A 22,312-nucleotide genomic window follows, 5' to 3' on the forward strand; every position below is an offset into this window, starting at 1 on the left:
GGGCCAGAAGTGTTGGCCGAGAGGGTCTATCGGGGCATGGCGATCGGGAGTCCGGGGCAGGGGGTTACGACACCGGCACCCCTGGGTGCTCCGATTCTCTCCTGGAGCCCTGCCCTGACGTCCGGACCGGATGACGGTTTCAGTTCGTCTACCTGGTGGTTTACGAATTCCGCAAGGAACCGGTACTGCCTGGCTTCCTAGCCTCGTCTCATGATCACAAGCATCTCGACCGCAAAGACTTTGGTGGCCATCGGGACTGCCGCGTTCACCACGCTCGGCGGTGGGTTCGCCTCGGCCGACATCGGCATGGGCACCTACGTCGACGAGGACTACCCCGACTCGTGCCTGGTGCTCCAGAATCACACCGGGAGCGACGCCGAAGTCCGGCTCAACTACCCCATTCACGGGGGTAGCTGGACCGTGGCCCACGACGAGGTCTTCCATCTCGCCGACGACGGCTACCCGGTGATGTCACCGACAGGAGCCTGGAGCGTACAGGTGAACCCGCCCGCCCAATTCATCTGGAATTTCGACCCCGGCTTGAACACCGGCCTGGGTTGCAACGGGTCGTGGGTTCTCACCTTCGCCTGATCGCCCGAAGCTCCTGTCGGGATTTGTCCACAGTTACCGACAGGGGTGGGGATCAATGGTGGATGACCTCGCCCAACCGAGGCAGGAGCGAACGCTTCCAGCCCCGTTCCATCGCGTTGCGCAGCATTCTCTGCCTGCGGTTGGTGATGTCGAAGCCCGTTTGGGTGAGCAGCAGGCGGGTGCCGCGGCCCTGTGGGATGAGGGACCAGTCGACAGTCCAGCGTTCCAGATGGTCGGTGCGCAGGTAGCGCCAGGTGTAGGTGAGCTGGTGGAACGGGCGCACCGCCAGGACTTCGCAGTGGATCTCCTGGCCGGGCTCCTCCGGGATGGCGAAGTGGAACCGGGCGCCGACGGCCGCCGCGAATCCGATCGGACGGAACAGCCAGCGCGCCAACAGATCCGGGTCGGTCAGTGCGCGCCACACCTCCTCCGGATGTTGCGGGAAGAAGTTGCCGAGTTCGATCGCAGCGGGGTCCGACTGCGCGTCAGCGATCAATTGTCTTGCCCTTCCCTATATTTCGCCTCCATCTCGGCGGCGAGCTGTGGCTGCTCGGCTTCCATCTTCTGCACATAGACGACCACATCGCCGACTGTGCGCAACGCCGACAGGTCCTCGTCGGGAATCTTCACGCTGTACTTGTCCTCGAGCTGCACGGCGATCTCCACCAGCGACAACGAGTCGATATCCAGGTCCTCGATGAAGGACTTCCCCACCGTCACCTCGTCGGCCTCGATACCCGTCACTTCCTCGACGATCTCGGCGATACCCGCGACGATCTGTTCTTCAGTAGTTGCCATGGGTCAGTACGCTAAAAGCTCCACCGGGGTGGAGGTGCAAGTAATTGTGACTGACGACACACGCGTGACCATCGGCGAACTGGCGCGCCGCTGCGGCCTCGCGGTGCGCACGATCCGGTTCTATTGCGACGAGGGAATCCTGGAATCGCACCGTAGTGCGGGTGGGCACCGCCTTTTCGACGCCGACAGCGCCACCGAACGGCTGCTGTTGATCCGCCGCCTGCGCACCCTCGGGCTCGGCCTGGAATCGATCACCGGCGTGCTGCACGGTGATCGTTCGCTGGAGGAGGCAATCGTCGCCGAAACCGCCAGCGTTGACGCTGAATTCGCGTCGCTGGCATGGCGACGCGCCTCCTTGCGCGCCATCACCGCCGCCCCGGCATCCCAACGCACCGCGCGACTGATCCTGCTCGCCGCAGCCCAAGACGGCGCCACCGCCCACGATCACCTGGTGCGCTTCTGGCGCCGCATCCTCACCCCCATACCCCGGCACGACATCGACCGGTACGTGTCCTGGAACATCCCCGAGCCACCCATCGACCCCTCCGTCGACGACATCGTCGCCTACGCCGAATTAGCCTCCCTCGCAGCAGACCCCAGCATGCAGAGCACACTGAAGCGCCACGTCTGGCGAACCCGATCCGAACTCGTCCGCGATCCGCGAACCCTCTACGACGAGATCGGCGAAATCATGGACGATGTCGTCATCCGCATCACGCAGAACGTAACCCCTCATCACGGCAGAGAACTCGACCACTTCGTCACCGCCCACGCCAACGCCCGAAACCTCCCGGACTCCCCGGAATTCCGAACCCAACTACTCGCCGACACCACCGACCCCCGAATCCACCGATACTGGTCCCTGACAGAACAATTGCTCGCACCACGCATCACAGTCGGCCGGGCTCTCCACTGGATCCACGACGCACTGAGGGCGTAGATCCCACCGTCACTCGGACTCTGTGCGCGTCGCGGTGTTGTGAAGGACAAGATCTTGGCGCCGTGCTCGCCTTTCGCAGCTACGCATGAAGGATGTCGGTCATCGTAGGTCCATCGGGGGCAGCGCGGTGGGCTCGATGCGCAATGCTCGCAATACCTTTCGTACTCCGACGAGGTCGCGCAAGGGTAGGGCGCGTTCGATGTCGGTGACGAGGTGGCGATCCACGTCGGCCAGGTCGGCCAGGTCGGTGCGGGTCAGTGCCTGGACTGCGCGTTCGTCGCGGACCATCCTCGCCAAGGTCGCCGGGTCGCGCAGGTACTCCCGGCGGGGCCGGTGCAGCACCTCCCACACCCGGTCCCGGTTTCCGGCGATGGCGTGGACGACCAGGTTGGAGCCGCCGTCCAGCTCGCGCGGCGGGCGCCCGGCCCACCAGTCGACGAGTAGCTGCGCCGGGTCGTCGGCGGTGCGCAACAGCCGCAACCGCTCGGCCGTCCTCGCCCGCATCTGGCCCGTCAATCCGTTCAGCGACCGGGAGCGCAGCGTACGAGCGAGGGCGCGCTGTGAGGTCGTCGACAAGGGGCGTCGCCCGGCGCGGCGAACCGGCTGTGGCGCGTGGATGACCCACCGGCCATCCACCTTCTCGGCCGGGACCGCGCCTGCCCGCGCCAGTGCACGAACTCGGCGGGGCGACACCCCGGCGAGCTCGGCATACTGGTCGACATTCATGACACAAGTGTACCGGCCATTACTTCGCATGTCAGGAGGGTGACGGGCCCTGCCAGGGCTCGCACGGTTCGCGTGGGTCGGTGTGGCGGAGGGAGGCTGTCCAGCCGTCGGTCGATTCGCCGCGTTGGGTGATGATTCTCGGGGCGGTGCCGTCGAAGCGGAAACCGTTTCGCCACACTGTTTTACGGCTCGCCCAGTTGCCGACGACCGCGCGCCAGTACATGACTTCGATTCCGTGTGCGAAGGCGTGGTCGAGGGCCAAGGCGACCGCGCGTGTCATCAGGCCCTCCCCGCGCGCGGCGGGGTGTAGGCCGAAGCCGATCGAGGCGGTGCCGGAACCGTCCGGGCGGTAGTCGACGGAACCGCAGAAGTCGAGTTGTTCCGTGCTGATCGCCCAGGTGTGCAGCGCTGTCGGCGACGGTGATTCCCAGTCGCGGGCGGTGCGCTCCAGGAAGTCCTCGGCGTCCGCGCGGCCGTAGGGGGACGGCACGGTGGTGAACCGCAGCATCGCGGCGTCGCGGCACTGTTCGACCATGGCGTCGAGATCCGCCGGCCGGTGCGCGCGGAGGGTCACCACGCCGTCGGTGAGGACGGGGACGTCATCGGGGAAGCGGGTCATGGGGATATGGCAACAGGAACCCGGGCACGCCGCAATCCATTTCCCGACGGCAGATAGGTGGTGTTCAGAAGTATTGCGCCAGGCGGGTTGTCAGGTCGGTCAGCCCCTGCTCGTCGATGCGTGGGCCGTCGGGCCAGGAGTCGATGTCGAACCAGTGGGTGTCGGGTGGGGTGCCGGTGGGGCGGGCGAAGAGGTGCTGGTGGAAGTGGGGGACGCTGCGGCCGACGATCGCGGAGAAGATGGATTCGGGGGCGAGTTCGGCGCGCAGGGCGGTGGCGGCGCGGTGTGCTGCGCGGCCGATGGCAGCGGCCTCGTCGTCGGTGAGGTCGGCGAGGGTGGGTGCGTGGCGGCGTGTTTCGATGAAGAGGTAGCCGGGGCGGGGTGCGGCCTGGTTCCAAGGGACGGTGGGTGACCAGTACCAGGTCGTCGGCGAAGATCACCGGTCCGGCCAGGGGCCCGATGCCTTGGTGCTTGTCGCAGATCGGGCAGGGGGCGGGCACGATCGCGAGGGTAGCAGCGATGTGGTCAGGTCGCTGGTCAGCACTTTGTCGCGCGCCGCCACCACGCCCACCAGCAATACGTGCTCCGCCCGGAGCCGAGAGCTCAACCGCCCCTCACACCACATACGTGATCGCCGCTACCACCGACAGGGCCAGCATGCCGAGGCAGTTGATCCAGAATTCGGAGCCGAGGAAGCGGGACCGGTAGTGGGCGTAGGCGGCGCAGAGGAAATAGGCGATCACGCCGACCGCGGTGGCGAATCCGACGCCGGGGTACTTCAGGCCGGCGAGCAGGCCGGCAGTGGCTGCCAGTTTGATGGCGATCAGGGTCCACCACCAGTCGCGGGGGAAGCCGACGCCGTCGAGGCATTGCTGGATGAACTTCGGTGGACGCACGGACATGAGGGCGTCGGCGAACAGGGAGAGCGCGAGTAGTGCTGGTAGCCACCAGGGTTCGGGAGCGTGGATCATCGGGTGCCTTTCGGGTGCGTGATGACGAATTCGATGGTCTCCAGGAGTTGGACGGCCGCCTCGGGCATCGCGATGGCACCGGAGGAGGCGGTCATCAGCAGGCCGAGGTAGGCGAGATAGATGGTTCGGGCGCCGCGGGCGACCTGGTCGGGGGGCAGCGCTGTTCGGGCGAGTACGGCTTCGAGTTCGCCGAGCAGGGCCAGCGCGAGGTCTCGGAAGATCACCGACTCGTGGTTTCCGCGGACGAGGATCGCCAGGTACTCGCGGGAGAGTTCGGAGTCGAGCGCGAAATATCCGACGAAGGGTCCGAACAGTCGCAGGACGTCCTCGGCGGTCGCGGCCGTCGGCACCGGCTCGGTGTGTCTGCTGTCGTGGACCGACGTGATCCAGTTCTCGAAGATCGCGACGAGCAGCGCGTCCTTGTCCCCGGCCGCCATGACGGTCCCGGTGCTCACGTCCGCTTCGGCGGCGATCTGCCGGATGGTGGTCGCCTTGAAGCCTTGGGCGCGGAAGAGCTGATCGGCTGCCGCCAAGACCTTCTGCCGCGTCGCCGCCTGCTGCTCCGAGCGGGACTGAACATGTTCATTGAACATGTTCAGTAGACTATATCGTGATTGATCCGGACACAACCGGGGCACCGCGAAAAGGGCATGAAAAAAGGCCCTGACCTGAGGTCAGAGCCTTTTTCTGAGTGAGCCCCCTGTCAGGATTGAACTGACGACCTTCGCTTTACAAGAGCGGTGCTCTACCACTGAGCTAAGGAGGCGGGGTTCTAGCTGGGCCCCGGAGGGCAGCGACCATCATAACCGGGCGCGGCGGCCGCGGGCATCGGTAGTGCCGCGCGGCCGGCGCGCTCGGTGTGCGGTCCCGGCGCAGTATCGGAAAGTTACTGCTCAGGACTGGGCGCGGGCCGCATCGTCGGCGGCCATCGCGTCGCGCAGGCTCTTGGGACGCATATCGGTCCAGTTCTTCTCGACGTACTCGACGCACGCGGCCCGGCTCTCTTCGCCGAACACGACACGCCAACCCGCCGGGACCTCCGCGAACGCGGGCCACAGGGAGTGCTGCTCTTCATCGTTGACCAGAACGAAGAAGCGGCCGTCCTCGTCGTCGAAGGGGTTGGTGCTCAATTTCACCTCACTGGATACTGGCGCTGTGTACGGGATCGCACCGGGTGCGAACCCCGGGCGTTGTGTCGACCCTAGCAAGGGAGACGTTACGTCTGGGCGGTTACCTCGGGCAGTGTCCGTTTCCGCCCGGCCGCCGGGTTCAGGCCGCGAAGAAGTCGAGGAGGATCTTGTTGACCGCCTCGGGCCGCTCCAGGTAGCCGTAGTGGCCCGTGTCGGGGATCTCCTGGTATCTGGCGCCGGGGATGGCCTCGGCCACCTCACGCGACAGGTACGGCGGGATCATCCTGTCATCGGCGAAGCCGATTGCCAAGCACGGCAACGTGATCGCGCGGTAGGCGGCCACCCGGTCGAACTCGTGGTCCATCGCCCGCTGCGCGCGGATACCGGGGGTGGCGGGGCCGCCGGTGAACTCGAACAGGTCCAGCCAGTCGCGCGCGGCGTTGGTGTCGGCCATGGTCGCCGGCGACAGGTTCATCACCGCGGTGAGGGCGGCCTCGAACTTGGCGGGCAGCTGCACGCCGGCGGCGTCGAGGTCCTGCTCACCGGCGGAGAGGGTCTTCTGGAACTGGTCGAGACGGCCGTGACCGGCCATGAACACGGCCTTGCGGACCAGGTCGGGACGGGCCAGCGCCAGTTCCTGGGCCACCCGGGCGCCCATCGAGGTGCCCGCGACCAGGGCGGGGCCCTCGCCGAGGAGCTCGATCAGCGCGGCGGTGTCGGCGACCAGCTCCTCGATCCGGATGCCGTCGCCGCCCTCGTAGGAGGGCGCGATGCCGCGGTTGTCGAAGGTGCACACCCGGTAGCCGGCGGCGACCAGCGCGGGCACCTGGTGCAGCTCCCACACCCGGCCGGGCGAGCCGGTGCCCATGATCAACACCACCAGCGGACCGCCACCGGCGACATCGGTGCCCTTGGTACGGTCGCCCTTGACCTGATAGTTCAGTGCGATGCCGTTCACCGTGGCCACTGGCATGAAACAAACCTCTCTGGGGAGTTGAGCTGTCCGGCACCACGGTAACGGGACAACGACGACACGGCACCGGGGCGGGGTGATCGGGCCGGGAGTTCATCGGCCGTCCACGGGAGCCCGATAGTATTGACTACTCGCACGCGAAGCGTTTGGAAACCGGGAGGACGAACCATTATGGCCGCGAAGAGCAGCGCCAACGACATCGCCGACGACGAGCTCGAGCCACTGGCCGACGAGACCGCTCGCCAGGCACAGCGTGTCGTCGCGGCTTACGCCGAAGACGCCGACGAGTGCCGGATGCTGCTGTCGATGCTCGGCATCGGCCCCAGCTGACCCCACCCGGCGACCACAACCTCAAAGCGGGACCCTGCGACGCGCAAAGGATGCGTGAGTGGACAAGATGATCGACGACCAGTCCAACAACCGTCCGTCCGAGAACAGCGAATCCGTCGCGCCCGCCCCGAGCGGGTCCGGCTCGGGTTTCGTGGTCGTCGCCAACCGGCTGCCGGTCGACCTCGAGCGTCTGCCCGACGGGACGACCAGATGGAAGCGCAGCCCCGGCGGTCTGGTGACCGCGCTGGAGCCGGTGCTGCGCAGCAACAAGGGGGCCTGGGTCGGCTGGGCGGGGGTGCCCGATGTCGAGGTCGAGCCGATCATCGAGGACGGGCTGGAACTGCATCCGGTGCCGTTGTCGGCGCAGGAGGTCGAGGACTACTACGAGGGGTTCTCCAACGGCACACTGTGGCCGCTGTATCACGACGTGATCGTCCGGCCGGTCTACGACCGGTCGTGGTGGGCGGCCTATGTCGAGGTCAACCGCCGTTTCGCCGAGGAGACGGCGAAGGTGGCCGCCGAAGGGGCGACGGTCTGGGTGCAGGACTACCAGCTGCAGCTGGTGCCCAAGATGCTGCGGATGCTGCGCCCCGACCTGACCATCGGATTCTTCCTGCACATCCCGTTCCCGCCGGTCGAGCTGTTCATGCAGATGCCGTGGCGCACCGAGATCATCGAGGGGCTGCTCGGCGCGGATCTGATCGGCTTCCACCTGCCAGGGGGCGCGCAGAACTTCCTCTACCTGGCCCGCAGGCTGGCCGGTCAGCCCACCTCGCGCGGCAATGTGGGCGTGCGGTCCAAGCTGGGCGTGGTGCAGGTCGGCTTCCGGACGGTGCGGGTGGGCGCGTTTCCCATCTCGATCGACTCCGCCGATCTGGACGAACTGTCGCGTCGGCGGTCGGTGCGCGAACGCGCGGCCAAGATCCGCGCCGAGCTGGGCAATCCCAAGAACATCATGCTCGGCGTCGACCGGCTCGACTACACCAAGGGCATCGACATCCGGCTCAACGCGCTGCAGGAGCTGCTGGAGGAGGGCCGGGTCGACCCGGCCGACACGGTGATGGTGCAGCTGGCCACCCCCAGCCGCGAGCGCGTGCAGAGCTACATCAAGATGCGCGGCGACATCGAACGCCAGGTGGGCCGGATCAACGGCGAGTTCGCCCGGGTGGGCTACCCGGTGGTGCACTACCTGCACCGGCCGATCCCCCGCGACGAACTCATCGCGTTCTTCGTGGCCGCCGACGTCATGCTGGTGACCCCGCTGCGCGACGGCATGAACCTGGTGGCCAAGGAGTACGTGGCCTGCCACAGCGACCTCAACGGCGCGCTGGTGCTCAGCGAGTTCACCGGCGCGGCGGCCGAGCTGCGCCAGTCCTACCTGTGCAATCCGCACGATCTGGACAGCGTGAAGGACGCCATCATCGGCGCCCTCGACGACGAGCGGGACACCCGCCGCCGCCGGATGCGTTCGATGCGCCGTCAGGTGCTCACCCACGATGTGGACCGCTGGGCGCGAGCCTTCCTCGACGCGCTGTCGCAGGGCAATGTCGCCGGGTCCGCGCTGCTCAGCGACGAGGACGTGTACCCCGATTCGCCGAACTGAGCGGCACACAGCGACCTCACAGCGTCGGTCCAGCCACTTCCCAGCGTGGTGGTGGAGCATGAACCCATGAGTGGTGTGCCGCAGGAGCCCGAGGCCCGGGTGCTCGTCGTCGACGACGAACCGATGATCGTGGAACTGCTGTCGGTGAGTCTGCGGTTCCAGGGCTTCGAGGTGGCCACGGCCGCCGACGGCGCCGAGGCGCTGGACCGGGCGCGCACGTTCCGCCCACAGGCGCTGATCGTCGACGTGATGATGCCCGGGATGGACGGCTTCGGCCTGTTGCGCAGGCTGCGCAGCGACGGCATCGACGCGCCGGTGCTGTTCCTGACCGCCCGCGACGACGTGGACGACAAGATCACCGGGCTCACCCTGGGCGCCGACGACTACGTCACCAAGCCGTTCAGCCTCGAGGAGGTGGTCGCGCGGCTGCGGGTGATCCTGCGCCGCGCGGGCCAGGCGAAGCCGGAGCGGGCCAGCACCCGGCTGCGCTTCGCCGACATCGAACTCGACGACGACACCCACGAGGTGTGGAAGGCGGGCGAGCCGGTGGCGCTCTCGCCCACCGAGTTCACGCTGCTGCGCTACTTCATGGTCAACGCGGGCAGCGTGCTGAGCAAACCGCGCATCCTGGATCACGTGTGGCGCTACGACTTCGGTGGCGAGGTGGGCGTGGTGGAGACCTATGTGTCGTATCTGCGCAAGAAGGTCGACACCGGCGAGCAGCGGCTGATCCACACCCTGCGCGGGGTCGGCTACGTGATGCGGGAGAAGTGAGCACCGGGCTGCGCGCCCGTCTCGCGGCGATTCCGCTGCGGGTGACGCTGGTGCTGATGCTGGTGCTGCTGGCCGGGATCGGTCTGGTGGCTTCGGGTTTCGTGGTGACCACCGCGACGGAGAACTCGCTGCGCAACCGCACCGATCAGCAGCTGGCCGACGCGGCGATCGAATGGGAACGCCGGATGAGTGTGCCCGCGCCGCCGACACCACCGCAGAACAATGGCGGCCAGCCGCCGAGCCGGTACTACCTGCGCGCCGAAAGACTCGACGGCAGCAAGACATTGGTGCTCGACCACGTGTTCGGCACCGACGCGGAACCCGAGCTGCCCGATCCCCCGGTGACGAAACCGGTGACGGTGGGCTCGACCGGCGAGTCCACCGAGCAGTGGCGGGTGCTCACCGTGCGCGGGCACAGCTCGCAGGCGACGGTGGCGCTGCCGCTCACCGAGAACATCGACACCGTGCGCGATCTCGTCGTCGTCCAGCTGATCGTGGGCGCCCTGGTGCTCACCGCGCTGGCCGTGGCCGCGTATTTCGTGGTGCGCGGCAGCCTGCGACCGCTGCGGCGGGTGGAGGCGACCGCGGCGGCCATCGCCGAGGGGCAGCTGCATCGCCGGGTTCCTGTGCGCGGCAACGACACCGAGGTCGACCGGCTGTCGCGCTCGCTCAACAGCATGCTCACCCAGATCCAGCAGGCTTTCGCCGCGACCGAGGCGTCCGAGACCGCGGCGCGCGAATCCGAGTCGCGGATGCGGCGATTCGTCGCCGATGCCAGTCACGAGCTGCGCACCCCGCTCACCACCATCCGCGGCTTCGCCGAGCTCTACCGCCAGGGTGCCACCGGCGACCCGGCGATGTTCATGAACCGCATCGAACACGAGGCCCAGCGGATGGGCCTGCTGGTGGAGGACCTGCTCATGCTGGCCCGGCTGGACGCCCAGCGCCCCGTCGACCTGCGTCCGGTGGACCTGCTCGCCCTCGCAGGCGACGCCGTGCACAGCGCCCGCGCGATCCATGCCGCCGAGGGCGCGCACCGCCCCACCACCCTCGAAATAGCCGACGGCACCGGCACTCTGGAGATCCTCGGCGACGACCACCGCCTGCGCCAGGTACTCACCAACCTGCTCGACAACGCCCGCACCCACACCCCCGACGGCACCGCGATCACCGTCCGCCTCACCCCCGCCGAGGACGAGGTCCTCCTCGAGGTGGCCGACACCGGCCCCGGCCTGCCCCCCGAGGACGCCGCCCGGATCTTCGAGCGCTTCTACCGCACCGACGCCTCCCGCGCCCGCACCAGCGGCGGCACCGGCCTCGGATTGTCCATCGTCTCGGCCCTGGTCGCCGCCCACGGCGGCACGGTCGAGGTCACCAGCGAGCCGGGCGTGGGCACCACCTTCACCGTCCACCTCCCCCGCACCGGGTCCTGAGACGACGAACCGGATCAGACCGGGGTGACCTGGGAGACCAGCCAGCGGTCGCCGGACTTGTCCAGGGAGACCCGGACGCGGCTGCCCGAGGTGGTGCCGTCGGGGGTGTCCTTGCTGGTGGTGAGCTGGTTCAGGTAGAGCAGGACGACGGCGTGGTCGGGGTCGGCGTCGACGATGCCCTCGGCCTGGGTGGTGGCCTTGACGGTGAGCTGCTTCTCCTTGGCGCCGGGGGCGATGGCCTCGGTGATCAGCTTCAGGTAGTCCGAGCGGAAGGACTCGGTCAGGCCCTCGGCGGCCTTGGGCAGTTCGGTGTCGACGGTGGCGGGTTCGTAGGTGAACATGGCGCTCACCGTGCGGCTCGCGGTGCTCATGGCATCGGAGCGGGCCTGCTCGGTGCGGTCGTGCTGCCAGAGCTGATAGCCGCTGACGCCGAGCACGGCCGCGGCGATCAGGCCGACGAACGCGAGACTTCCGAAGACGATCTTCATGCTCTGGCTCATCCGACGAACTCCACCTTCGACACGGTCATCCCGGTGTCGGCGTTCGACACGGTGACGCGGAACCGGTACTGACGCGACTGCGGTTCGGGCGAACCGTTGTTGCTCACCGTCTGCTTGGCGGCCACGAGCACCTGGGCCGAGTCCGCGTCGGCGGTGACGATGCCCGACTCGACGACCTCGCCGGTGGAGACCACATTGGCCTGCTTGACGATGTCCATGAACGGGTCGACGCGGCCGTCGAACTCGGTCTTGAAGTCGCCGGAGGCCACCGCGAGGATGCGGTCGATGTCCTCCTTCGCCGATCCGGCGCGGATGGTGGTCAGGTTGAGCACGGCCTGGCGGGCGGTCTCGGTGTACTGGGCGCGCAGGTCGTCGTTGTGGTCGACGCGGTAGGCGGTGTAGGCCGTGAAGCCCGCGCCGCCGGCGAGGCCGAGGACGAGCAGAACGGCGGCGGCCAGGGCGAGGACGCGGCCGACCGAAGTCGCGGAGTCGCTGCCGGCCGGTGCGGTCGCATCGCGCTCGATGTCCGCGTCGAGCCGCGCGGTGTCGGTCTTGAGCCGCGCGGTGTCGGTCTCGAGCCGCACGGTGTCGGTCTCGAGCCGCACGGTGTCGGTCTCGAGCCGCACGGTGTCCTCGGCCGGCGGCACCGAAGCGGCAGCGATCTTCGCCGTGGCCTCAGTCTTGGCCGGGGCGTCGGCGAGCTTGTCGGTCTTGTCGACCACCGCCGTCGAAGCGACCTGCACCGTCGCATCGGCATCCATGTCCGGTGATGCGGTTTCGCTCTTACTGAGAGTGACCGTGGCAGCCGTGGCGTCCTCGACCGGCGGGCCCGCCGAGCGGGCGGCCCGCCTGCGCGGGCGGCGGTTGTCGTTGTCGTTCATCGTTGCTGCTCCTCCAACATCGCCTGCCAGCTGGCCGGGACCGTGCCCGAACCGTCCGTGGCGATATCACCTTGGCGGTAGGTACGTCCGTCGGTGCCCAGATAGCTGCCTGTCGACGGATCATAGGGGCGCGCTGCGGCGGGGGTCACACCACCCGTCGATGCGCCTGCCGGTGCCGAGGCCGGGGCGACCGGCTGAACGGGGCCGAACGGCGGATTGTTGCCCTCGGGCACGAACCCGGTGCGGCACAGCTCGGGCGTGGGCGCCCGCACACCGGGCACCTCCATGCACGGAGTGTTGCGGATGCCGCGCACGGCGATGTTCGAGTCCTGCGGCACCTTGCAGTACAGCCCCGGCGGCGTGTCCATCGGGGTCAGATCGCTGGGCTGACGCCACTGGTCGGCGGGCAGGAAGCCGGTGGTGCAGGCCGGGGGGTCGTTGAGCACGGTCATGAAGTCGACCATGACGCCGTACTGGATCGGGCCGCGAATCGCGGTGCGCAGCGCGGCGATCAGCGGCGGGAACACGACAAGAAGCTGTTCGACGCTGGCGTTGTAGGTCACCCCGACCTGCCCGATACTCACCAGGTTGCTGGCCAGCAGCGGCAGCGTCGGACGCAGATCCTGGAACTGCTGGTTCACGGTCTCCATCGCGGAGGGGCTGTTGTTCAACAGGTTTCGCAGGGCGGGGTCGTGTTCGCGCAGCTGATCGGTGACGGTCGCCAGATTCGCTGTCCAGGAACGGATGTCGTCGGCGGAGCGGGTCTGGGTGTCCAGCAGCGGGCCGATCTGGTCGAGCAGCTTCTTGGTCGGTTCGATGTCGTCCTCGGCCTGCTGGATCAGCAGTGCCGCCGAGTCGATGAACCGCTGCAGGTCGGGCCCGGCGCCGTTGAAGGCGTAGAAAGCCTCGTCGATGACCTGCTTGAGGCGGGTGTCGGCGACGGTGGCCAGCAGTTTGTCGGCCTGGTCGAGCATCGCGCCGACGTCCTGGGGCAGGTGGGTGCGCTGCACCGGGATCACCGAGCCGTCGCGCAGGTGGCCGTCGGCGGGTTGTTCGCTGGGCACCAGGTCGACGTACTGTTCGCCGATCGCCGACACACTGCGCACCCACGCACTGGAATCGGCGGGCACCTTGTAGTCGCTGTCGATCGACAGATCCGCCTCGACGCCGGCCGGGGTGAGCCGCACGGCCTCTACCTTGCCGATGTTCTGGCCGCGGTAGGAGACGTTGGCGGTGGGATAGAGCCCGCCGGTGGCCTCGAGCTGCACGGTGACCGCGTACCGGCCGATGCCGAGCATCGCGGGCACCTGCAGGTAGGTACCGCCCATCACGACGAGCCCGACCACGGTGAGCACCGCGAAGATCACGAGCTGGGCTCGCACGAACCGGGTGAGCTTCATCGACCCGCCCCTTCCTGGCCGGGCAGCGGCGCGGTGATACCGGGGATGGCGGGCAGGCCGGGGATCGGTCCCAGCCCGGGCACGTTCAGCGTTGGCGCGGGAGCGGGCGGTGCCGCGAAGGGCGCGGTGGCCGGGTCGCCCGCGTCGGTCGCGGTCGAGGGCGCGAACGAACCGACCACGCCCTCGACCCCGCCGAAGCGACCACCGAGCGGGGTGCCGGTGAGCCAGTTGCTGTCGAGGCGGCTGCTGGTCAGGTCGAAGGTGATGAACAGGTTCATGTAGTCGCCCATGATGGCGTTGTCGATGTTCTTGATCGGGAACGGGAACGTCGGCAGGATGCCCATCGCCTGGATCAGGTTGTTGCCGGTGTCGGCCAGCGTCTTCAGTACCGGGCCGAGGCTGCGCAGATTGGCGACGAGGTCATCGCCGCTGGTCTTGATGAGCCGTTCGCTCACATCACCGAGTTCGCCGAGCGCGGTGATGGCGTTGGTGATGTTGGCCGACCGGTCGGCCAACGCGGTCAGCGCGGGATGGATCTGCTCGATCGCCTGCGCGATCACATCCTTCTGCCCGGCGAGCTTGCCCGCGAGCCGGTCCAGGCCCTCCATGGCGGCGATGATGCTGCCGGTCTGGCGTTCCAGGCCGGTGGTCAGCTCGTTGAGCTGCGGGAGCAGGTCGGCGATCTCGGCCTCGCGGCCACCGAGCATCGCGTTGAGTTCGGTAGTGATGGTCTCGAGCTGCGCGATGCCGCCGCCGTTGAGCACCACCGACAGCGACGACAGCACCTGCTCGGTGGTCGGGTAGGCCCCGGCCCGGTCCAGCGGGATGACATCCCCGCCGCGCAACTGCCCCACCGGCTCGACGGTGGTCGGCGCGGACAGTTCGAGATGGTTGCTGCCCAGCAGACTGGTCTGGCCGATCTTGGCGACCGCGTTGGCGGGCAGGTGGACATCGGGATTGAGCGAGACCGTCACCAGCGCGTGCCAGCCCTCGACCTCGATCCCGGTGACATTGCCGACCTCCACGTCGTCCACCCGCACCGGCGAATTGCGGGTCAGCGTGGTGACATTGGGCATCTGGATCCGCACCGTGTACGAACCGGGCCCGCGGCCCTCGGAGCCGGGCATGGGCAGGGAGTTGAGTCCGTCGAACTGACAGCCGGTGGTCCCGAGTGTCACGGCGACGCCGAGGGCGAGCCCGGCGAATGCGCGCCTCATCGCTGTCCTCCTGGAACGGCAAGCCCGGCAAGACCTTCGGGCACGGTGATCGGGGCGACGGCGGGCGTCTGGTTCCGCGGGGGCTGCCCGGCCAGGCTCGGCGGGCTGTACTTCAGCTGGTCGGGGAAGGCCGTGACACCGCTGGCCGGGTTGGTCATGATCGGCACGTAATTCATTGCCAGCGAACTGATCACCGGTGCCAGGAACTCCGCGCACAGGTCAGCGGACTTGTCCGAGTTGTTGTTCTCGAGCGCGCGGATCGAACCACACAGGAAGCTCAGCGGATTGGCCGTGTTGTTCAGCGCGACCGCGCCGGTGAGCGAGCCCTGGGCGGGCTTGTAGAGCTGGTAGAAGTTCACCATCGCGGTCGGGCCGGAGTGCAGCACGCGTTCGATCTCGGGTCGCTTGTCCACCAGCGTCTGGGTGACATCGGCGAGCCGCTCGACCCCCTCGGTCAGTTCGCCACCGGTGCCGTCGAGGAATCGCTTCACATCGGCCAGCGCCACGTCCAGGCTGTCGAGCCCGTTGCCGAGGTCTTCCGACGCTCCGGCCAGCACCGAGGACACCGAGGACAGCCGGCCGCTGAACTGCACGATCTGCTCATTGCTCGCCGAGAGCACCTCGACGAAGTGCTGCAGGTTGCGGATGGTGCCGAACAGGTCGGTGCGGCCGTCGGAGAGGGTGGTCAGGGTCGCGGACAGTTCGCGCAGGGTGTCACGGAACTTCTGGCCGTTGCCGTCGAGGTTGTCGGCGGCGGTGTCGACGAAGCGGCCGAAGGAGCCCTTCTCGTCGTCACCGACCGGGCCCAGCGCCGTGGAGAGCTTGGTCAGTTCGGCCTTGATCTCGTCCCATTCCACCGGCACCGCGGTGCGCGCGAGGGGGATCTGCGCGCCGTCGGCCAGTTTCGGGCCGCCGGAGTAGGCGGGGGCGAGCTGCACGAACCGGGCCGAGACCAGCGAGGGCGCGATGATCACCGCGCGCGCGTCGGCGGGCAGGTCGACATCCTCGTCGATGCTCATGCGCACCTGTACCTGGCCCTGACCGGGTTCGATCGAGTCGATGCTGCCGACGGTGACCCCGAGGACACGCACCTCGTCGCCTTCGTAGAGCCCGGTGGTCGAGGTGAACGCGGCGGTCACCGTGTTCTTCCCGCCGCCGGTGAGGAGGTAGACGCCGAGCGCGACCAGTGCCGCGATCACCACCACCGCCACCGCGATCGTCCAGCGCGGCAGTCCGCGCACCTGCTGGGTGAAGCTCATCGCGGCGGATCCTCCTCGGCGGGAGCGATGTAGGGCGTTCTCGGGTTGGTGAAGATGTCGATCAGGTCCTGGGGCACCTGTTCGGGCCAGACCAGCGCGTCGACGAGTGGACGCAGCTCGGTACTGGTCGCGTTCACCACGTAGGCGTTGAACCACGGGCCGTTGCCGACCTGCTCGCCCAGCGCCGCGGCGTAGGGGCCGAGGCCGTCCAGGGCGTCGCGCAGGTTCTGCTCGTTGCGCTGGAGCAGGCCGAGGACCGAGTTGAGGCGGTCGAGCACCGGCCGCATCTGTGGTTCGTTGTCGGCGACCAGGCCCGAGAGCTGCCTGGCCACATCGTCGACGTAGACCACGAGCTGGTTGATCGCGGCCCGGCGCCGGTCGAGTTCGCCGAGCAGTTCGTTGCCGTCGAGCAGCAGCGTGTTGAGCTGGGTGCTGCGGTCGGCCAGGATCTTGGTGACGTTCTGCGCCCTGGCCAGCAGATCGGTGAGCGCCTGGTCGCGGGTGTTGATACTGCGCGAGAGCGCGGTGACGCCGTCGAGCGCGTTGCGCAGCGGTCCGGGGGTGTCGGCGAAGGCGGCCGAGAGGGTGTCGAGGGTCTGGTCCACCTGGTCCAGGTCCAGGTCCCGCACGGTGCCGCCGAGGTCGCTGAGCGCCTCGTTGAGCGAGTAGGGCGAGGTGGTGCGCTCGACCGGGATGGTGTCGGCGGTGCCGATGGCGCCGGGCCCGGCGGGCACCACGTCCAGGGACTTGCGCCCGAGCACCGTATTGGTCTTGATCGCGGCGGTCGTCTTCTCCCCCAGCACGATCGACTCGTCGAGATCGAACTTCACCAGCACCTTGTCGCCGTCGAGCGAGACCTGCCGCACCTCGCCCGAGCGCACGCCTGCCACGTGCACCGGGTCGCCCGGCACCAGCCCGCCCGCGTCGACGAAGTTCGCGGTGAAGGTGGCGCCGGAGCGGATGAACGGCAGCTCGGTGAACTGCAGCGTGGCCAGCGAGATCGTCACCGCCAGGACGATGCCGACGATGCCGATCGTCGCGGCCGAGGACTTGTTCTCATTCATTGGGCGTGCACCTTCCGGTCGCCTGCAGACCCGGCGCGTGTACTTCCATCGGCTGACCGTTCGGACCGTCGATGAGGAAGTTGGTACCGCAGATGTACAGCTGCAGGAACGAGCCGTAGGCGCCGATCCGGATGAGCTTCTTGTAGGTCTCGGGCAGCTTGCCGAGCACCCAGTCGAGGTGGTCGGAGCCCTCGTCGAGGTTGGTGGCCAGGCGGCCGGTCTGTTCGATGGTGTTGCGCAGGTCCGGGCGCGCCGTCACCAGCAGGTCGTTGAGTTCCTGTGTCGCACCGGCGATGCGCGGTAGCGCGGCGCCGATCGGGTCGCGCTGGGCCGACAGGTCACTGACCAGCCGCTGCAATTCGTCGATGGTGGTGGCGAACTGGTCGCCCCGGTCGTCGATGGTGGCCAGCACGGTGTTCAGGTTGTCGATCACGCTGCCGATCAGCGCGTCGCGATCCGAGAGCGTCTTGGCGAAGTTGCCACCGCTGTTGAGCAGCGAGACCAGCGTGCCGCCCTGGCCCTGGAAGATCTGCAGCAGCGCCTCGGTGAGGTCGTTGACCTGGGTCGGGTCGAGTCCGCGCAGCAGCGGCTTGAAACCGCCGAGCAGCAGGTCGAGATCCAGTGCGGGCGAGGTCTGTTCGAGGCCGATGGTGTCGCCGTCGGAGAGCCGCCGGGCCGAGCCCGGCCCTTCCAGCAGTTCCAGGTAGCGATCGCCGACGAGGTTCTCGTACTTGATCGTGGCGCGGGTGCTGGCCAGCACGGCGTACTTGCTGTCGACGTCGAACTCGACGTGCGCGTGGTTGTCGTCACCGACCTTCACCGAGCTCACCGACCCCACCGGCACGCCCGCGATGCGCACTTTCGCACCCGGCAGCATGCCCGAGGAGCTGGTGAACACGGCCTGATAGCCGGTCTCGCGGGAGAAACGCGCCTGGCTCAGCACGATCGCCAGACCGGCGAATACCAGCGTCATCACCACGGTGAAGATCCCCAGCTTGACGGTCGTCCCCGTGTTCCTCACCGCGTCACTCCCGGCATTCCGTCCAGCAGGAGCTGGAAAACCCTTGGCAGACCGTTGAATTCGTGCGAGGTGTTCGGGGTGTACGGCGCGCCCTGGCTGGTGTCGGTCACCACGTAGTCCGAATGGCTGTTGGGCACCCGGTCGACCACGCCCTCGCAGTGCGGGCCGCCGGTGGCGTTCACCTTCGGCAGGTCGTCGGGGTAGGAGTACGGCTTGGCGCCGAGCATGAAGCTGGCGTTCATGCCGACACCGGGCATCAAGCCGCCCATCATGTCCTCGGCGATCGGGATCAGCGGGCCGAGGCCGTCGATGATGCAACTCAGTGCGGGGGCGTAGTCGAACAGCAGGCCGGTGGTCGGGCGCAGCAGATCCAGCGCGGTCACCAGGTTGTGCTCGTTCTCGCGCAGCACCGAGCCGACCGTGTCGGACAGCCCGATCACGTTCACCAGCACGTTGTCGAGCTGGCCCTGCATCTCGGCGATGGTCTGCGAGGTGACCGTCGCGTTGTCGACGGTGCGCAGCAGCGGGTCGGTGACCTCGCTGTAGAGATCGGTCACCGCGGCCGTCTTGTCCAGGTCCGACTGCAGCGTGGGCAGGTACGGATTGAGTTCGCGCAGATAGCGATCCGAGCGCACCAGCAGGTCGCCCATCTTGTCGCCGCGGCCCTCGAGCGCGGTGCCCAGCGCGGTGAGCGTGGCGTTGAGCTTCTCCGGTTCGACCTGGGCGAGCACATCGGACAGGTGCTGGAACAGGGTGTTGAACTCGACGGTCACCGAGCTCGCGGCGATCGTGGAGCCGGGGGCGAGTGAGGCCGTGGCCGGCTGCTCGGGGACGATGAAGTTCACGTACTTGGCGCCGAAGACCGTGGTCGAGCGGATGTCGACCCCGGCGTTGGCGGGCACCAGCTTCAGCTGGTCGGGGTCGACCTCGAGGCGCAACTGGGCGCCGTCGTCGTGCAGGGAGATGTCGGCGACCCGGCCGATCTCGACGCCGCGCACCTTCACCTTGGCGTCGGGGTCGAGCACGAGGCCCGAGCGGGGCGCGTCGATCAGCACCGTGGCGGTGTTGGTGAAGGCGCCCTGGAACAGGGCGATCGCGAGCGCGGCGCCCGCGACGAGCAGGCCGACCAGCGCGAGCGCGGCGAGCTTGCGCCCGAGCCCGCCCTGCAGTGCGGCAACGATCCGTGAGGTGTCCATCGCGCTATCCCGAGAGGTGGAAGTTGCCGGAGGTGCCGTAGATGGCCAGCGAGATCAGCAGGGTCACCGTGACCACCGCGACCAGCGAGGCCCGCACCGCGTTGCCGACCGCGATCCCGACGCCGACCGGACCACCCGCGGCGGTGAAGCCGAAGTAGGTGTGGATCAGCATCACCGCCAGCGCCATCACGATCGCCTGCGCGAACGACCACAGGATGTCGCTGGGGATCAGGAAGGTGGAGAAGTAGTGGTCGTAGACGCCCGCGGACTGGCCGTAGATGACCACGGTGGCGAAGCGGCTGGCCAGGAAGGAGGCGATCACGGCGAGCGCGTAGAGCGGCACGATCGCGATCATGCCCGCCAGCACCCTGGTTCCGACCAGGAACGGCACCGGCCGGATGGCCATCGATTCCAGCGCGTCGATCTCCTCGGCCACTCGCATGGCGCCGAGCTGGGCGGTCGCGCCCGCGCCGATGGTGGCGGCCAGGCCGATCCCGGAGATCACCGGCGCGGCGATGCGCACATTGATGAAGGCGGCGAAGAAGCCGGTCAGCGCCTCGACACCGATATTGCCCAGCGAGCTGTAGCCCTGCACCGCGATGGTGCCGCCTGCCATCAGCGTCAGGAACCCGACGATGACGACGGTGCCGCCGATGACGGCCAGCGCGCCACTGCCCATGCTGATCTCGGCGATGAGCCGGATGGTCTCGGTGCGGTAGTGCACCAGCGCGCGGGGCACCGAGGCGAGCGCCTTGACGAAGAAGATCGCCTTGTCGCCCAGGGAATCCACGGATTTCGAGGCCCGCTCGAAACGGCGGACCGTGCGCGGGAACTTACTGCGAACAATGAATGCCATCGTGGTCACCGCACCGTGAATTTCAGGCCGATCGCGGTGACCACGACGTTCACCACGAAAAGGGCCATGAAGGCGAATACCACTGTTTGGTTCACCGCGTCACCGACACTCTTGGGCCCGCCTTTCACCTGCAATCCCAGATAGCAGGCGACCATTCCGGCGATCAGGCCGAACAGGCCGGCCTTGATCTCGGAGATGATCAGCTCGGGCAGATTGGTCAGCAGCGGAATGCCGTTGACGAACGCGCCGGGATTCACGCCCTGCAGAAAGACGGAGAAGGCGAAGCCGCCGACGATACCGACCGTGCACACCAGGCTGTTGAGCATCAGCGCCACGAACATCGAGGCGAGCACACGCGGCACGACGAGCCGGGCGACCGGGTCGATGCCGAGCACCTTCATCGCGTCGATCTCCTCGCGGATGGTGCGCGCGCCCAGGTCGGCGCAGATCGCGGTGGCGCCCGCGCCCGCCACGATCAGCACCGTGACGATCGGCCCGACCTGGGTGACGGCGCCGAAGGCGGCGGCCGCACCGCTGAGGTCGGCGGCGCCGATCTCGCGCAACAGGATGTTGAGGGTGAACACCACCAGCACCGTGAACGGAATCGCGACCAGCAGTGTCGGCACGATGGAGACGCGGGCGACGAACCAGGACTGGTCGACGAATTCGCGCCATTGGAAGGGTCGGCGGAAGGTGGCCCGAGCCACTTCCGCGCCGAGTTCGAAGAATCCGCCGACCGCCCGCAACGGGACAGCAAGGAGGTCGTTCATGCGGATTCCTCCTTGTTCGACGGGCGGACCGATATGCCCGCGCACCCGTACTTCACCGCCACCCCGATCTGAAGACTGCCCAAAGACTAGAACACGTTCCCGCTAATGTCTGCCGTTTGAGGAGACTCAGACCAGGACATTTTCTGGTATTTCGGATCCAAAACTGAAACGAATGCTGATCGAACTCACCCGACCTCCTGTGAGGTGCCACACACCCCGACGCTCATGTCTACCAACACCTGGACCGCCGTACAACAGGACTCAGGTCAATGTTTCGTCGCGGCGCGTGGCGAGCCAACATCCGGCAAATCGCCGGGGTGGAGATCAGCCCAGATCGCGGAGGGCGCGAGCCGAGAAGGTGTGGTCGGCGGGACGCTCTGCGAAGTAGCCCGCCAGCGTGGTGGCCAGGTCGGCCTCGGACCACTCGGCGCCTGCCGCGTCGAAGCGCTGCTCGACCGTCGGTGCCGCCATGAGCGCCACCATCGGTCCGTAGACGACGAACACCTGGCCGTTGACCGCCTCGGCGGCGGGCGAGGCGAGGTAGGCCACCAGCTTGGCCACGTGTTCGGGGGCCAGCGGGTCGACCGTGCCCTCGGGCGCGGAGTCGAAGACCGCCTCGGTCATCGCCGTCCTGGCCCGCGGGCAGATGGCATTGGCGCGCACACCGTAGCGCGCGAGGCCGCGGGCCGCGGTGAGCGTGAGAGCGGTGATACCCGCCTTGGCCGCACCGTAGTTGGCCTGGCCCTCCGGACCGAGCAGGCCCGCCTCGGAGGAGGTGTTGACCAGGCGGCCGTAGACCGGCGCACCCGCCGCCTTGGAGGCCGCGCGCCAGTAGGCACCGGCATTGCGCGAGAGCAGGAAGTGCCCGCGCAGGTGCACCGCGATCACCGCGTCCCAGTCCTCGTCGGACATGTTGAACAGCATGCGATCACGGGTGATGCCCGCATTGTTCACCACGATGTCGAGGCCACCGAGGGCGTCCTGCGCGGTCGCGATCAGGGCGTCGGCGGTGGACCGCTCGGCGATCGAGCCGCCGACGAACTCGGCCTTGCCGCCGAGCTCGCGGATCGCGGCGATGGTCTCGGCGGCGGCGTCCTCGGTGAGGTCGTTGACGACCACCGCCGCGCCCGCCGCGGCCAGCGCGAGAGCTTCGGCCCGGCCGAGTCCCGCGCCGGCGCCGGTCACGATGGCGACCCGGCCCTCCAGTGAAGTCTGCATCACACTCATCGGGCCGACTTTAGAACGTGTTTCACTATCCGA

At 68.0% G+C, this 22,312-nt stretch carries 25 protein-coding genes, 1 tRNA gene and 1 pseudogene; 6 read left to right on the forward strand and 21 right to left on the reverse strand.

The window, feature by feature from the left end; all coding sequences use genetic code 11:
* Positions 1-210: 210 nt before the first annotated feature.
* The gene (locus ACWEMY_RS25710; RefSeq protein WP_452392081.1) at positions 211-591 is read left to right on the forward strand and encodes a hypothetical protein; all 381 of its coding nucleotides are present in this window, start codon (positions 211-213) and stop codon (positions 589-591) included.
* 52 nt (positions 592-643) lie between these two features.
* Here the strand turns inward: ACWEMY_RS25710 and ACWEMY_RS25715 are convergent, their stop codons facing one another.
* Together ACWEMY_RS25715 and acpM are read right to left on the reverse strand one after the other, a co-directional pair.
* The gene (locus tag ACWEMY_RS25715; RefSeq protein ID WP_452392082.1) at positions 644-1,087 is read right to left on the reverse strand and encodes an SRPBCC family protein; all 444 of its coding nucleotides are present in this window, start codon (positions 1,085-1,087) and stop codon (positions 644-646) included.
* Positions 1,084-1,389: a meromycolate extension acyl carrier protein AcpM gene (gene acpM, locus ACWEMY_RS25720; protein WP_452392083.1), complete on the reverse strand. Its 306-nt coding sequence runs from the start codon at positions 1,387-1,389 to the stop codon at positions 1,084-1,086. The genes ACWEMY_RS25715 and acpM overlap by 4 nt, the downstream gene beginning before the upstream one ends.
* A 64-nt stretch (positions 1,390-1,453) precedes the next feature.
* Between acpM and ACWEMY_RS25725 the strand changes: the two genes are divergently transcribed.
* Positions 1,454-2,329 carry a MerR family transcriptional regulator gene (locus ACWEMY_RS25725; protein ID WP_452392084.1) on the forward strand — a complete coding sequence of 292 codons (876 nt, stop codon included), beginning with the start codon at positions 1,454-1,456 and terminating at the stop codon, positions 2,327-2,329.
* A gap of 99 nt (positions 2,330-2,428) precedes the next feature.
* Here ACWEMY_RS25725 and ACWEMY_RS25730 read toward each other — a convergent pair whose 3' ends face one another.
* The 8 genes and pseudogenes from ACWEMY_RS25730 to ACWEMY_RS25765 all read right to left on the reverse strand — a co-directional run bounded on the left by ACWEMY_RS25730 (position 2,429) and on the right by ACWEMY_RS25765 (position 6,748).
* Positions 2,429-2,833 carry a hypothetical protein gene (locus ACWEMY_RS25730; RefSeq protein ID WP_452392085.1) on the reverse strand — a complete coding sequence of 135 codons (405 nt, stop codon included), beginning with the start codon at positions 2,831-2,833 and terminating at the stop codon, positions 2,429-2,431.
* 253 nt (positions 2,834-3,086) lie between these two features.
* Entirely contained in the window at positions 3,087-3,674 is a 588-nt protein-coding gene (locus ACWEMY_RS25735; RefSeq protein ID WP_452392086.1) for a GNAT family N-acetyltransferase, read from the reverse strand.
* 64 nt (positions 3,675-3,738) lie between these two features.
* Positions 3,739-4,041 (reverse strand): annotated as a pseudogene (locus ACWEMY_RS25740) (HIT family protein); the annotation flags it as partial.
* Positions 4,042-4,288: 247 nt separating this feature from the next.
* Entirely contained in the window at positions 4,289-4,645 is a 357-nt protein-coding gene (locus ACWEMY_RS25745; RefSeq protein WP_452392087.1) for a DoxX family protein, read from the reverse strand.
* Positions 4,642-5,238, reverse strand: coding sequence for a TetR/AcrR family transcriptional regulator (locus tag ACWEMY_RS25750; protein WP_452392088.1), 597 nt, complete (start codon positions 5,236-5,238; stop codon positions 4,642-4,644). Before ACWEMY_RS25750 ends, ACWEMY_RS25745 begins: the two co-directional genes overlap by 4 nt.
* 101 nt (positions 5,239-5,339) lie before the next feature.
* Positions 5,340-5,411: transfer RNA gene (locus tag ACWEMY_RS25755), tRNA-Thr, on the reverse strand.
* 127 nt (positions 5,412-5,538) lie between these two features.
* Entirely contained in the window at positions 5,539-5,775 is a 237-nt protein-coding gene (locus ACWEMY_RS25760) for an MbtH family protein (RefSeq protein ID WP_022565839.1), read from the reverse strand.
* A 139-nt stretch (positions 5,776-5,914) separates the two neighbouring features.
* On the reverse strand, positions 5,915-6,748 hold the full coding sequence (locus ACWEMY_RS25765; protein WP_452392089.1) for an alpha/beta fold hydrolase: 834 nt from the start codon (positions 6,746-6,748) through the stop codon (positions 5,915-5,917).
* Positions 6,749-6,919: 171 nt separating this feature from the next.
* On the opposite strand from ACWEMY_RS25765, the gene ACWEMY_RS25770 reads away from it, so the two are divergent.
* From ACWEMY_RS25770 to ACWEMY_RS25785, 4 genes are all read left to right on the forward strand, one after another.
* Positions 6,920-7,078, forward strand: coding sequence for a hypothetical protein (locus ACWEMY_RS25770; RefSeq protein ID WP_019044795.1), 159 nt, complete (start codon positions 6,920-6,922; stop codon positions 7,076-7,078).
* Between the two features lie 70 nt (positions 7,079-7,148).
* Positions 7,149-8,681 (forward strand): alpha,alpha-trehalose-phosphate synthase (UDP-forming), encoded by a 1,533-nt coding sequence (locus tag ACWEMY_RS25775; protein WP_452392106.1) that lies wholly within the window; start codon positions 7,149-7,151, stop codon positions 8,679-8,681.
* Between the two features lie 66 nt (positions 8,682-8,747).
* On the forward strand, positions 8,748-9,455 hold the full coding sequence (locus ACWEMY_RS25780) for a response regulator transcription factor (protein ID WP_452392090.1): 708 nt from the start codon (positions 8,748-8,750) through the stop codon (positions 9,453-9,455).
* Positions 9,456-9,511: 56 nt separating this feature from the next.
* Complete coding sequence (locus ACWEMY_RS25785; protein ID WP_452392107.1) at positions 9,512-10,888, forward strand: sensor histidine kinase; 1,377 nt, start codon at positions 9,512-9,514, stop codon at positions 10,886-10,888.
* A gap of 14 nt (positions 10,889-10,902) precedes the next feature.
* Here ACWEMY_RS25785 and ACWEMY_RS25790 read toward each other — a convergent pair whose 3' ends face one another.
* The 11 genes from ACWEMY_RS25790 to ACWEMY_RS25840 form a co-directional block, all read right to left on the reverse strand.
* Positions 10,903-11,388: a h domain protein gene (locus ACWEMY_RS25790; RefSeq protein ID WP_452392091.1), complete on the reverse strand. Its 486-nt coding sequence runs from the start codon at positions 11,386-11,388 to the stop codon at positions 10,903-10,905.
* Positions 11,385-12,269, reverse strand: a complete 885-nt coding sequence (locus tag ACWEMY_RS25795) for a hypothetical protein (RefSeq protein ID WP_452392092.1) — start codon at positions 12,267-12,269, stop codon at positions 11,385-11,387. The genes ACWEMY_RS25790 and ACWEMY_RS25795 overlap by 4 nt, the downstream gene beginning before the upstream one ends.
* Positions 12,266-13,669, reverse strand: coding sequence for an MCE family protein (locus ACWEMY_RS25800; protein ID WP_452392093.1), 1,404 nt, complete (start codon positions 13,667-13,669; stop codon positions 12,266-12,268). Before ACWEMY_RS25800 ends, ACWEMY_RS25795 begins: the two co-directional genes overlap by 4 nt.
* Positions 13,666-14,886: an MCE family protein gene (locus ACWEMY_RS25805; RefSeq protein ID WP_452392094.1), complete on the reverse strand. Its 1,221-nt coding sequence runs from the start codon at positions 14,884-14,886 to the stop codon at positions 13,666-13,668. Before ACWEMY_RS25805 ends, ACWEMY_RS25800 begins: the two co-directional genes overlap by 4 nt.
* On the reverse strand, positions 14,883-16,145 hold the full coding sequence (locus ACWEMY_RS25810) for an MCE family protein (RefSeq protein WP_452392095.1): 1,263 nt from the start codon (positions 16,143-16,145) through the stop codon (positions 14,883-14,885). The genes ACWEMY_RS25805 and ACWEMY_RS25810 overlap by 4 nt, the downstream gene beginning before the upstream one ends.
* Entirely contained in the window at positions 16,142-17,209 is a 1,068-nt protein-coding gene (locus ACWEMY_RS25815) for an MCE family protein (protein WP_452392096.1), read from the reverse strand. The genes ACWEMY_RS25810 and ACWEMY_RS25815 overlap by 4 nt, the downstream gene beginning before the upstream one ends.
* Complete coding sequence (locus ACWEMY_RS25820; protein WP_452392097.1) at positions 17,202-18,230, reverse strand: MCE family protein; 1,029 nt, start codon at positions 18,228-18,230, stop codon at positions 17,202-17,204. Before ACWEMY_RS25820 ends, ACWEMY_RS25815 begins: the two co-directional genes overlap by 8 nt.
* Positions 18,227-19,426 (reverse strand): MCE family protein, encoded by a 1,200-nt coding sequence (locus ACWEMY_RS25825; RefSeq protein ID WP_452392098.1) that lies wholly within the window; start codon positions 19,424-19,426, stop codon positions 18,227-18,229. Before ACWEMY_RS25825 ends, ACWEMY_RS25820 begins: the two co-directional genes overlap by 4 nt.
* Positions 19,427-19,430: 4 nt before the next feature.
* A complete protein-coding gene (locus ACWEMY_RS25830) occupies positions 19,431-20,282 on the reverse strand; it encodes an MlaE family ABC transporter permease (RefSeq protein WP_336086583.1) in 852 nt (283 codons plus the stop codon).
* 5 nt (positions 20,283-20,287) lie between these two features.
* Positions 20,288-21,052, reverse strand: coding sequence for an MlaE family ABC transporter permease (locus ACWEMY_RS25835; protein ID WP_278264806.1), 765 nt, complete (start codon positions 21,050-21,052; stop codon positions 20,288-20,290).
* 324 nt (positions 21,053-21,376) lie between these two features.
* Positions 21,377-22,279: a 3-oxoacyl-ACP reductase gene (locus ACWEMY_RS25840; protein ID WP_452392099.1), complete on the reverse strand. Its 903-nt coding sequence runs from the start codon at positions 22,277-22,279 to the stop codon at positions 21,377-21,379.
* Positions 22,280-22,312 lie beyond the last annotated feature (33 nt).

It is taken from the genome of Nocardia sp. NPDC004415 (genome assembly GCF_053602435.1).

Excerpts from the sequence above, each read along its gene's own strand:
- ACWEMY_RS25770 (WP_019044795.1), top strand. The coding sequence starts at position 6,920 with ATGGCCGCGAAGAGCAGCGCCAACGACATCGCCGACGACGAGCTCGAG.
- acpM (WP_452392083.1), bottom strand. The coding sequence starts at position 1,389 with ATGGCAACTACTGAAGAACAGATCGTCGCGGGTATCGCCGAGATCGTC.
- ACWEMY_RS25785 (WP_452392107.1), top strand. The coding sequence starts at position 9,512 with ATGCTGGTGCTGCTGGCCGGGATCGGTCTGGTGGCTTCGGGTTTCGTG.
- ACWEMY_RS25765 (WP_452392089.1), bottom strand. The coding sequence starts at position 6,748 with ATGCCAGTGGCCACGGTGAACGGCATCGCACTGAACTATCAGGTCAAG.
- ACWEMY_RS25745 (WP_452392087.1), bottom strand. The coding sequence starts at position 4,645 with ATGATCCACGCTCCCGAACCCTGGTGGCTACCAGCACTACTCGCGCTC.
- ACWEMY_RS25800 (WP_452392093.1), bottom strand. The coding sequence starts at position 13,669 with ATGAAGCTCACCCGGTTCGTGCGAGCCCAGCTCGTGATCTTCGCGGTG.
- ACWEMY_RS25835 (WP_278264806.1), bottom strand. The coding sequence starts at position 21,052 with ATGAACGACCTCCTTGCTGTCCCGTTGCGGGCGGTCGGCGGATTCTTC.
- ACWEMY_RS25730 (WP_452392085.1), bottom strand. The coding sequence starts at position 2,833 with ATGCGGGCGAGGACGGCCGAGCGGTTGCGGCTGTTGCGCACCGCCGAC.
- ACWEMY_RS25830 (WP_336086583.1), bottom strand. The coding sequence starts at position 20,282 with ATGGCATTCATTGTTCGCAGTAAGTTCCCGCGCACGGTCCGCCGTTTC.
- ACWEMY_RS25750 (WP_452392088.1), bottom strand. The coding sequence starts at position 5,238 with ATGTTCAATGAACATGTTCAGTCCCGCTCGGAGCAGCAGGCGGCGACG.
- ACWEMY_RS25810 (WP_452392095.1), bottom strand. The coding sequence starts at position 16,145 with ATGAGCTTCACCCAGCAGGTGCGCGGACTGCCGCGCTGGACGATCGCG.
- ACWEMY_RS25840 (WP_452392099.1), bottom strand. The coding sequence starts at position 22,279 with ATGAGTGTGATGCAGACTTCACTGGAGGGCCGGGTCGCCATCGTGACC.
- ACWEMY_RS25780 (WP_452392090.1), top strand. The coding sequence starts at position 8,748 with ATGAGTGGTGTGCCGCAGGAGCCCGAGGCCCGGGTGCTCGTCGTCGAC.
- ACWEMY_RS25735 (WP_452392086.1), bottom strand. The coding sequence starts at position 3,674 with ATGACCCGCTTCCCCGATGACGTCCCCGTCCTCACCGACGGCGTGGTG.
- ACWEMY_RS25805 (WP_452392094.1), bottom strand. The coding sequence starts at position 14,886 with ATGAGGCGCGCATTCGCCGGGCTCGCCCTCGGCGTCGCCGTGACACTC.
- ACWEMY_RS25795 (WP_452392092.1), bottom strand. The coding sequence starts at position 12,269 with ATGAACGACAACGACAACCGCCGCCCGCGCAGGCGGGCCGCCCGCTCG.
- ACWEMY_RS25790 (WP_452392091.1), bottom strand. The coding sequence starts at position 11,388 with ATGAGCCAGAGCATGAAGATCGTCTTCGGAAGTCTCGCGTTCGTCGGC.
- ACWEMY_RS25710 (WP_452392081.1), top strand. The coding sequence starts at position 211 with ATGATCACAAGCATCTCGACCGCAAAGACTTTGGTGGCCATCGGGACT.
- ACWEMY_RS25815 (WP_452392096.1), bottom strand. The coding sequence starts at position 17,209 with ATGAATGAGAACAAGTCCTCGGCCGCGACGATCGGCATCGTCGGCATC.
- ACWEMY_RS25825 (WP_452392098.1), bottom strand. The coding sequence starts at position 19,426 with ATGGACACCTCACGGATCGTTGCCGCACTGCAGGGCGGGCTCGGGCGC.